Source organism: Streptomyces sp. NPDC101194 (assembly GCF_044767885.1).
Classification (GTDB): Bacteria; Actinomycetota; Actinomycetes; order Streptomycetales; family Streptomycetaceae; genus Streptomyces.
Genome location: NZ_JBIWOS010000001.1, coordinates 1,457,443 through 1,465,433, shown reverse-complemented (window position 1 = coordinate 1,465,433; position 7,991 = coordinate 1,457,443). Strand labels below are relative to the sequence as shown.

The window sequence follows — 7,991 nt, the reverse complement described above, 5'->3', positions numbered from 1 at the left end:
AGTTCTCAAGGAACGGACGCTTCCTTTGTACTCACCCGCAGAACACTCTCTGGGGCTTTCCTCCGGGCTTTTCCCTTCGGTCTTGCGTTTCCGACTCTATCAGACTCTTTCGTGTCCGATTCCCGGTCGAAGCGGGGTTGCTTTCCAGTTCCACACTTTCGCGTTTCCCTTTCCGGCGGTTCCAACCTTACCAGACTCTTTTCTCACCGTTTCCGGTTCGAATTTGAATTCCGGTGGCCGATTGGAATGGCCTTGCCTTTCGGCGTGTCCACTACATTAGCCGATTTCCTTGGCGACTCATAATCGAGTCGATGAGGACGAATTACGGCATGCCGAATTCGCACCCGCCAGGGTGAATCGTAGGTAGTGGTTGGCCACTTCGGGATGCTCGAGCGATCCAATGGACCGCAGCGACAGCAGTGCCCGTTTCAAGCGGCTCGGGCTACATTAGGTGGCTCCCAAGGAGGAGTCAAGTTGCGCGGCGGCGTGGCACATGGGCTCTGTACGGGCTCACCGTGGGGTCTCCGTCGATCCAGAAGCGCCAGGGATGTGTGGCCCCGTCACCGCCCACTCCGGTACGCGGACCGTTGCGCACCTGGTCACGGGGTGGAGGGGTGCCGTGCAGTAGGGACAGCGGGGCATCGGGGTGTGCGATGGCGTCGGTGCCGTTCAGGGCGCGGTCGACGTCGAGCGCGGTAGCCAGTCGGGCCGGGCCTTTGGCCAGTTCCTTGTCGTTGCGGGCCGAGAGTCGACGTTTGCGGGTCAGGTCGGCACCGACCTGAATGTCGCCGGCCCGGAGCAGGACTCCGGATGCCTTGCCCTCCGGGCCGCACACCAGGTTCAGGCAGTGCCACATTCCGTAGGTGAAGTACACGTACGCGTGACCGGGCGGCCCGTACATGACGCTGTTGCGCGGGGTGCGGCCTCTGAACGCATGCGATCCCGGGTCCATCTCGCCCGCGTAGGCCTCCACCTCCGTGAGGCGCAGCTCGATGGGGCCTTCGGGGGTGCTGCGTACCAGGGTGCGGCCCAGGAGGTCGGGTGCCACGTCCAGTACGGGGCGGTCGAAGAAGTCACGCGTCAGCGGGGTACGGTCCAGGCCCTCGATCATGGCGTTCGAGGCTACCTGGAACCGAACACGGTCGTGACGCGTATCCAGGGGTCAGGACCAAGGAGGAGTAAACATGGGCTTCAAGCGGCTGCTCGCGAGCATGGGTGCCGGTGGTGCCTCGGTGGAGACCGAGCTGACCGAACTCAATGTCGTACCGGGTGGGGTCGTACAGGGCGAGGTCCGGATCCAGGGGGGATCCGTGGATCAGCGCATCGAGGGGCTCTCCGTCGGTCTGCAGGCCCGGGTCGAGGTCGAGGGCCAGGACACCGAGACCAAGCAGGACATCGAGTTCACCACGCTTCGACTCGGCGGCGCGTTCGAGGTGCAGGCCGGTGCCGTGCACGTCGTGCCGTTCGGGCTCGAGATTCCCTGGGAGACGCCGATCACGATGTTCGCCGGTCACCATCTGCACGGCATGAACATCGGTGTGACCACGCAGCTCGAGATCGCGCGGGCCCTGGACTCGGGCGACCTGGACCCGATCAATGTGCACCCGCTGCCGGCCCAGCAGGCCATTCTCGACGCTTTCGGGCAGCTCGGTTTCGGCTTCCGCAGCGCGGACATGGAGCGCGGCCACATTCGCGGTACGCGCCAGCGGCTGCCGTTCTACCAGGAGATCGAGTTCTTCCCGCCCCAGCAGTACCGCGGGCTGAACCAGGTGGAGCTGACGTTCGTCGCGGACGACCGGGAGATGGACGTCGTACTGGAGATGGACAAGAAGTCCGGGCTCTTCAGCGAGGGCAGCGACTCGTACCGCACGTTCAAGGTCGGGCTGAACGACTTCCACGGGACCGACTGGGCGGCGTACCTCAATCAGTGGCTCGCCGAGGTCGGCGGTCGGCGCAACTGGCTCTAGGGTCGGTGGAAGACCTGCCGACATCAGTAGAGCGATCAGGAGAGGTGCTGACGTGACCGAGCCGAAGAGGGCGCCGCTGCCGCACGACTTCCATCCCCAGGTGCCGTCCTTCACGGTGGTGAGCGAGGACCTCGCCCCCGGTGCCGTTCTGGCGGACGCCCAGGTGTTCGCGGCCGGGAACACCTCACCCCAGCTGCGGTGGGAGGGCTTCCCGGCCGGGACCAGGAGCTTCGCCGTGACCTGCTTCGATCCGGACGCTCCGACCGGCAGCGGATTCTGGCACTGGGTGGTCTTCGACATCCCGGCCTCGGTCACGGAGCTGCCGACGGGTGCGGGCAGCGGGAAGTTCGAGGGGCTGCCCGCCGGGGCCGCGCAGGTCCGTAACGACTACGGGTCGAAGGAGTTCGGCGGCGCCGCACCGCCGGCCGGCGAGAACCACCGCTATGTCTTCACCGTGTACGCGGTGGACAGCGAGAAGCTGGGTGTCGACAGCGATGTGTCGCCCGCGGTCGTCGGATTCAACCTGCGGTTCCACACGCTGGGACGCGCCCAGCTGATCGGTGAGTACACGGGTCCCGCCTGATACCGGTGAGCCGAGAATTCTCCCGCTGTTTGCCCTGCCCTGGTCCTGGAGAGATCAGGGCAGGGCATTTTTTTATTGCGTTGTCCATCACGGCCTGCCCGGCCAGAGTTGATCCGGGCCTGCCGGAGGGCGGGCGGCACACGGGAGGTGGGCGAGATGCGGGACACGCTGGTACTGAACGCGAGCTTCGAGCCGCTGTCGACGGTGACGCTGAAGCGTGCGGTGGTGCTGATTCTGCAGGACAAGGCCGTCGTCGAGCAGTCGCATCCCGATCTCCGCATGCGTGGCGCCGCCGTGGACATCCCGGTGCCCCGGGTGATCAGGCTCTGCCGGTACGTACGGGTGCCGTTCCGAAGACAGGCCCCGTGGTCCAGAAGGGGTGTGCTGATACGGGACCAGCACCGGTGCGCGTACTGCGGACGGCGGGCGAGCACCGTCGACCACGTGGTGCCGCGTGCCCAGGGTGGTCAGGACACCTGGCTCAACACGGTGGCGTCCTGCGCGGAGGACAATCACCGCAAGGCCGCCCGGACCCCGGAACAGGCGGGGATGCCGCTGCTGAAGCAGCCCTTCGTCCCGTCTCCCGCGGAGGCGATGCTGCTGGCGATGGGGGCCGGTGAGCGGTCGGCGCTGCCTGAGTGGCTGGACCGTACCGCGGCGTAGTCGGCACGCGTCCTGTCGTACCCGAAGCCCGTCTCCTTGCGGAGGCGGGCTTCCGTGTCAGCGGAGCACCAGCTGGACGATGGCGACCGTCCCGACCACGACGATGAGGACGCGCAGGACGATCGGACTGAGGCGGCGGCCGACCTTGGCGCCTATCTGACCACCGAGCGCGGAGCCGACCGCGATCAGCACGACGGCCGTCCAGTCGAAGTCCGCGACGAAGAGGAAGAAGAGCGCGGCGATGCTGTTGACGACGGCTGCCAGGACGTTCTTGACGGCGTTGAGGCGCTGCATCGTGTCGTCGAGCAGCATGCCCATCAGGGAGAGGTAGATGATCCCCTGGGCGGCGGTGAAGTAGCCGCCGTAGACGCTGGCGAGCATCAGTCCGAAGAAGAGGAGCGGGCCGCCGTCGGGGCGGGCGGTGGTGCCGGTGTGTGCGCGTCGGCGCTGGACGGCTCCGCTGATGCGGGGTTGCAGGATGACCAGCACGAGGGCCAGGGCCACGAGGATCGGCACGATCGTCTCGAACGCCGTGGAGGGCAGGGCCAGCAGGAGGGTGGCACCGGTGAGTCCGCCGATCAGCGCACCGACGGCGAACTTGAGGACGCGGCGCCCCTGCCCGGCGAGTTCCTTGCGGTAGCCGATGGCGCCGCTGATCGAACCGGGGATCAGGCCGAGGGCGTTGGAGACGGTGGCGGTGACCGGGGGCAGGCCGGTGGCGAGCAGTACGGGAAAGGTGATCAGCGTTCCCGATCCGACGATCGTGTTGATCGTGCCCGCGCTGATACCCGCGGCGAAGACGGCGAGCATCTCCCAGGTGGTCATGGCGAATCCCCCGTGCATGATCGGTGCTTGGTGCATTGATCATGCACGAGGGCGTGTACGCGTCAGTCGACCGGGGGTTGTTCCCGGCGTTCCTTGCCGGTGTCGAAACCGGGGGCGCCGGAGCCGAGGTTGCCGAAGGCCCCGCTGAGGCCCTTGAGCGCGTCGCCGATCTCGCTGGGCACGATCCAGAGCTTGTTGGCATCGCCTTCGGCGATCTTCGGGAGCATCTGGAGGTACTGGTAGGAGAGAAGCTTCTGGTCCGGGTCGCCGGCATGGATGGACTCGAAGACCGTACGGATGGCCTGGGCCTCGCCCTCCGCACGCAGGGCCGAGGCCTTGGCCTCACCCTCGGCGCGCAGGATCGCGGACTGCTTCTCGCCCTCGGCGGTGAGGATCGCGGACTGCCTGGTTCCTTCGGCCTGGAGGATCGCGGCGCGCTTGTCACGGTCGGCGCGCATCTGCTTCTCCATCGAGTCCTGGATGGAGGTGGGCGGTTCGATCGCCTTGAGTTCGACGCGGTTGACCCGGATGCCCCACTTGCCGGTCGCCTCGTCGAGGACTCCGCGGAGGGCTGCGTTGATCTCCTCGCGGGAGGTCAGGGTGCGCTCCAGGTCCATGCCGCCGATGATGTTGCGGAGGGTGGTGACGGTGAGCTGCTCGATCGCCTGGATGTAGCTGGCGACCTCGTAGGTCGCGGCCCTCGCGTCGGTCACCTGGTAATAGATGACGGTGTCGATGTTGACGACCAGGTTGTCCTGGGTGATCACCGGCTGGGGCGGGAACGGGACCACCTGTTCACGCAGGTCGATGCGGTTCCTGATGGAGTCGATGAACGGAACGACGATGTTCAGGCCCGCGTTGAGCGTGCGGGTGTAGCGGCCGAAGCGCTCCACGATGGCGGCGCTGGCCTGTGGGATGACCTGGATCGTCTTGATCAGGGCGATGAAGACGAGCACCACCAGAATGATCAGAACGATGATGATCGGTTGCATCGTGTTCCTCGTTGCCCTTCGGTTGCCGACGGATCGCGATGATCGAGGTCGAGTTCGTGGGAGGGGCCGTACGGCTCGACGGCCCCGATCTCATGATGATCGACTTCGAGTCTGACAGAACGTGCGCTGTCATGTGGGTGGTTCGGTCACATGACGACTGCTGTTGCTCCGTCGATGTCGACGACATCGACCTGTTGGCCCGGATCGAAGCTCTGGTCCCCGTCGAGTGCGCGGGCGGACCAGGTCTCTCCGGCCAGTTTGATCCGGCCGCCGCTGCCGTCGACCCGTTCCAGGACGACTGCCTGACGGCCTTTCAGCGCATCTATGCCGGTGGCGAGTTGAGGCCGGTCGGCGCGGTGCCTGGTGGCGATCGGGCGCACCACGGCGATGAGCGCCACGGAGACCACGACGAAGACCAGCACTTGGGCCACGATGCCGCCGCCGAGTGCCGCGACGACCGCTGCGGCGACCGCCCCGACGGCGAACATGCCGAATTCGGGCATCGCGGTCAGGACGAGCGGGATGCCCAGTCCCACCGCACCGATCAGCCACCACACCCACGCTTCGATGTCCACGTGGTCATGGTAGGACCGCGGGTGCCCTCGCGGACAGGGCGCAGCCGGGCGGGCGCGACGTCGCCCGCGGAGACCGTCGGCCGACCGTACCGGGCCGTGCCGTCGAACCACCGTCCGCCGTGCGCCGTGCGCCGAGAGGCCCGGGGCCATTCGTCCGGATCGGGCCGGCCCGGCGTGATCCGGCCGAGAGGCCCTAGGAGAGCGGGAGTCCGTGGGCCGTGTAACGGTCGCCGGTGTGCTCGACGACGAGCGGCAGACCGAAGCAGAGGGAGAGGTTGCGCGAGGTGAGCTCGGTCTCCATCGGACCGGCGGCGAGCACCTTGCCCTGGCGGATCATCAGGACGTGGGTGAAGCCGGGAGCGATCTCCTCGACATGGTGGGTGACCATGATCATGGAGGGGGCGTACGGGTCACGGGCCAGTCGGCCCAGGCGGCGGACCAGGTCCTCGCGGCCACCGAGGTCGAGTCCCGCGGCGGGCTCGTCCAGGAGCAGCAGTTCGGGGTCGGTCATCATGGCGCGGGCGATCAGGGTGCGCTTGCGCTCGCCCTCGGAGAGGGTGCCGAACTTGCGGTCGAGGTACTCCGTCATGCCGAGCCGGTCGAGGAAGGCGCGGGCACGCTCCTCGTCGACGGCTTCGTAGTTCTCGTGCCAGGTGGCGGTCATGCCGTACGCGGCGGTGAGCACCGTCTGCAGGACGGTCTGGCGCCTGGGCAGCTTCTCGGCCATGGCGACGCCCGCGATGCCGATGCGGGGTCGGAGTTCGAAGACATCGGTGCCGACGCCGCCGAGTTGTTCGCCGAGGATCCTCGCGGTGCCGGTGCTCGGGAAGAGGTAGCTGGACGCGATGTTGAGGAGGGTGGTCTTGCCGGCGCCGTTCGGGCCGAGGATGACCCAGCGCTCCCCCTCCTTGACCTGCCACGAGACATCGTCCACCAGAGCGCGTCCGTCGCGGACCACGGATACGTCCACCAGCTCCAGTACATCGCTCATGGCGCGTTGTCTCCCCATGCAGTGTCGAGATCGTCGCGTGCCTGTGGGCACAGCTCCCAGGGAAATCTACGCCACCGCGGGAGCACGGCAGGCGCTGGGCCCGTGTGACGACAGGCCCCCGCTCCGTTCCCTAGGCTGTTGCCATGCTTTCGGAACCACGCTCAGGGCTGCTGGCCGCTTGGGGAAACGCACTTCTCGCGGGACTCGTGTCCCCGGACGACGCGGCGCTCGCCGTCGTCGGACAGGACGCGGTGCATCGTGTGGAGGGACTGCCGGGTGAGGCGGGGCCGGTGGGGCTCACGCTGGCGCTCGGACGGTTGCGGGGCCTGGGGGTGACCGGCTTCCGGGTCGCGCTGCCGGCCCCCGGGCATCCACTGGGGCTGAGCGGTCCCCCGGACTTCAACGCGCGGGCGTTGGAGGCGGAGGAGGCGGTGGTCGCCGTCGGAGCGCCGTACGGGCTGGTGCCCGAGGTGCGTGAGGTGGGCCCGGAGGGGGATCTGCACGTCGAGGTGGTGTGGCGTTGCCTGCCGGTGCGGGAGGCGCCGCCGGCCGATGTGCCGTCGCTGGGTGAGGCGGAACGGGAGCTGGCCGAGGCGTTGCGGGATGCGACGGCGGTGCTGTCGCGGTTGGACGTGGCCGGTTCCGGGCCGGTGGCGGAGGCGGCGGTGGACGCGTACCGGGCACGGGTGGAGCGGGGGCGCGAGGTCCTCGCTCCGGGGTATCCGCCGCGGGCGGTGCGGGTGCTGGAGCTGGCGCAGCGGGTCGGTCTGCTGATCTCGGTGGCGTACGAGAACGGGCACGGCGGGGCGGTGAGTGCGTCGGAGATCGCCGCCCGGGGGGAGGCACTGCGGCCGGTGGAGCGGGTCGCCCGGCGGGCGCAGGTTGCCGCGTACAACGCTTATGTGGAGGAGCAGGAGCGCGGGCGGTAGGGCTTGGAGGCCCGAGTGGGCATCCGTTGTCGCCGCCGGACGGGCTCGACGCGCCCGTCCGGCGGCGCACCGGCCGGTAAGACCGGTCAGCCGTTCAGGCCGAGGTTGCCGAAGGCCGGGTTGAGCAGGCCGATCACGTCGACGGTGTTGCCGACCACGTTCACCGGGACGTGTACCGGGACCTGGACGACATTGCCGCTGACCACGCCCGGGGAGTGGGTCGCGGCGCCGTGGGCGCCCGCGCCGTGGCCGGTGGCGGAGGCCGCGCCGGCACCGGCGGCGATGAGTCCACCGGCGATGGCGGTGACGGCGGCGGCCTTCTTCAGGTTCTTCACTTCAGGATCCTCCGAGGCGTTCTCCAGGGTGCTGCGGCGGTCGGCCGCAGCACCCGGGAGAAACCCACGGAGTCGAACAGGGTGGGGCCTGTGGGCGCCAAACACCCCACCCTATTAAAAAAGGCCACGCC

At 68.2% G+C, this 7,991-nt stretch carries 10 protein-coding genes; 4 read left to right on the top strand and 6 right to left on the bottom strand.

All coding sequences use genetic code 11. The features are described 5' to 3' along the window. Positions 1-469 precede the first annotated feature (469 nt). Positions 470-1,111 carry a DNA-3-methyladenine glycosylase gene (locus ACIRP2_RS06565; RefSeq protein ID WP_404247099.1) on the bottom strand — a complete coding sequence of 214 codons (642 nt, stop codon included), beginning with the start codon at positions 1,109-1,111 and terminating at the stop codon, positions 470-472. 73 nt (positions 1,112-1,184) lie between these two features. On the opposite strand from ACIRP2_RS06565, the gene ACIRP2_RS06560 reads away from it, so the two are divergent. The 3 genes from ACIRP2_RS06560 (at position 1,185) to ACIRP2_RS06550 (ending at position 3,213) form a co-directional block, all read left to right on the top strand. Further along, positions 1,185-1,967 carry a sporulation protein gene (locus tag ACIRP2_RS06560; RefSeq protein WP_404247097.1) on the top strand — a complete coding sequence of 261 codons (783 nt, stop codon included), beginning with the start codon at positions 1,185-1,187 and terminating at the stop codon, positions 1,965-1,967. 52 nt (positions 1,968-2,019) lie between these two features. Continuing rightward, positions 2,020-2,550 carry a YbhB/YbcL family Raf kinase inhibitor-like protein gene (locus tag ACIRP2_RS06555; RefSeq protein ID WP_404247095.1) on the top strand — a complete coding sequence of 177 codons (531 nt, stop codon included), beginning with the start codon at positions 2,020-2,022 and terminating at the stop codon, positions 2,548-2,550. A 156-nt stretch (positions 2,551-2,706) separates the two neighbouring features. Further along, a complete protein-coding gene (locus tag ACIRP2_RS06550; protein ID WP_404247093.1) occupies positions 2,707-3,213 on the top strand; it encodes an HNH endonuclease in 507 nt (168 codons plus the stop codon). A 57-nt stretch (positions 3,214-3,270) separates the two neighbouring features. Here ACIRP2_RS06550 and ACIRP2_RS06545 read toward each other — a convergent pair whose 3' ends face one another. The 4 genes from ACIRP2_RS06545 to ACIRP2_RS06530 form a co-directional block, all read right to left on the bottom strand. Then, positions 3,271-4,038, bottom strand: a complete 768-nt coding sequence (locus ACIRP2_RS06545) for a sulfite exporter TauE/SafE family protein (RefSeq protein WP_404247091.1) — start codon at positions 4,036-4,038, stop codon at positions 3,271-3,273. 62 nt (positions 4,039-4,100) lie between these two features. Further along, the gene (locus tag ACIRP2_RS06540; RefSeq protein ID WP_356480082.1) at positions 4,101-5,030 is read right to left on the bottom strand and encodes an SPFH domain-containing protein; all 930 of its coding nucleotides are present in this window, start codon (positions 5,028-5,030) and stop codon (positions 4,101-4,103) included. A gap of 146 nt (positions 5,031-5,176) precedes the next feature. Then, the gene (locus tag ACIRP2_RS06535) at positions 5,177-5,605 is read right to left on the bottom strand and encodes an NfeD family protein (RefSeq protein ID WP_404247089.1); all 429 of its coding nucleotides are present in this window, start codon (positions 5,603-5,605) and stop codon (positions 5,177-5,179) included. A gap of 193 nt (positions 5,606-5,798) precedes the next feature. Further along, entirely contained in the window at positions 5,799-6,596 is a 798-nt protein-coding gene (locus tag ACIRP2_RS06530) for an ABC transporter ATP-binding protein (protein ID WP_351087138.1), read from the bottom strand. A gap of 143 nt (positions 6,597-6,739) precedes the next feature. On the opposite strand from ACIRP2_RS06530, the gene ACIRP2_RS06525 reads away from it, so the two are divergent. Beyond that, positions 6,740-7,525: a hypothetical protein gene (locus ACIRP2_RS06525; protein WP_404247087.1), complete on the top strand. Its 786-nt coding sequence runs from the start codon at positions 6,740-6,742 to the stop codon at positions 7,523-7,525. Between the two features lie 86 nt (positions 7,526-7,611). Here ACIRP2_RS06525 and ACIRP2_RS06520 read toward each other — a convergent pair whose 3' ends face one another. Then, entirely contained in the window at positions 7,612-7,860 is a 249-nt protein-coding gene (locus ACIRP2_RS06520) for a chaplin family protein (RefSeq protein ID WP_404247085.1), read from the bottom strand. Positions 7,861-7,991 lie beyond the last annotated feature (131 nt).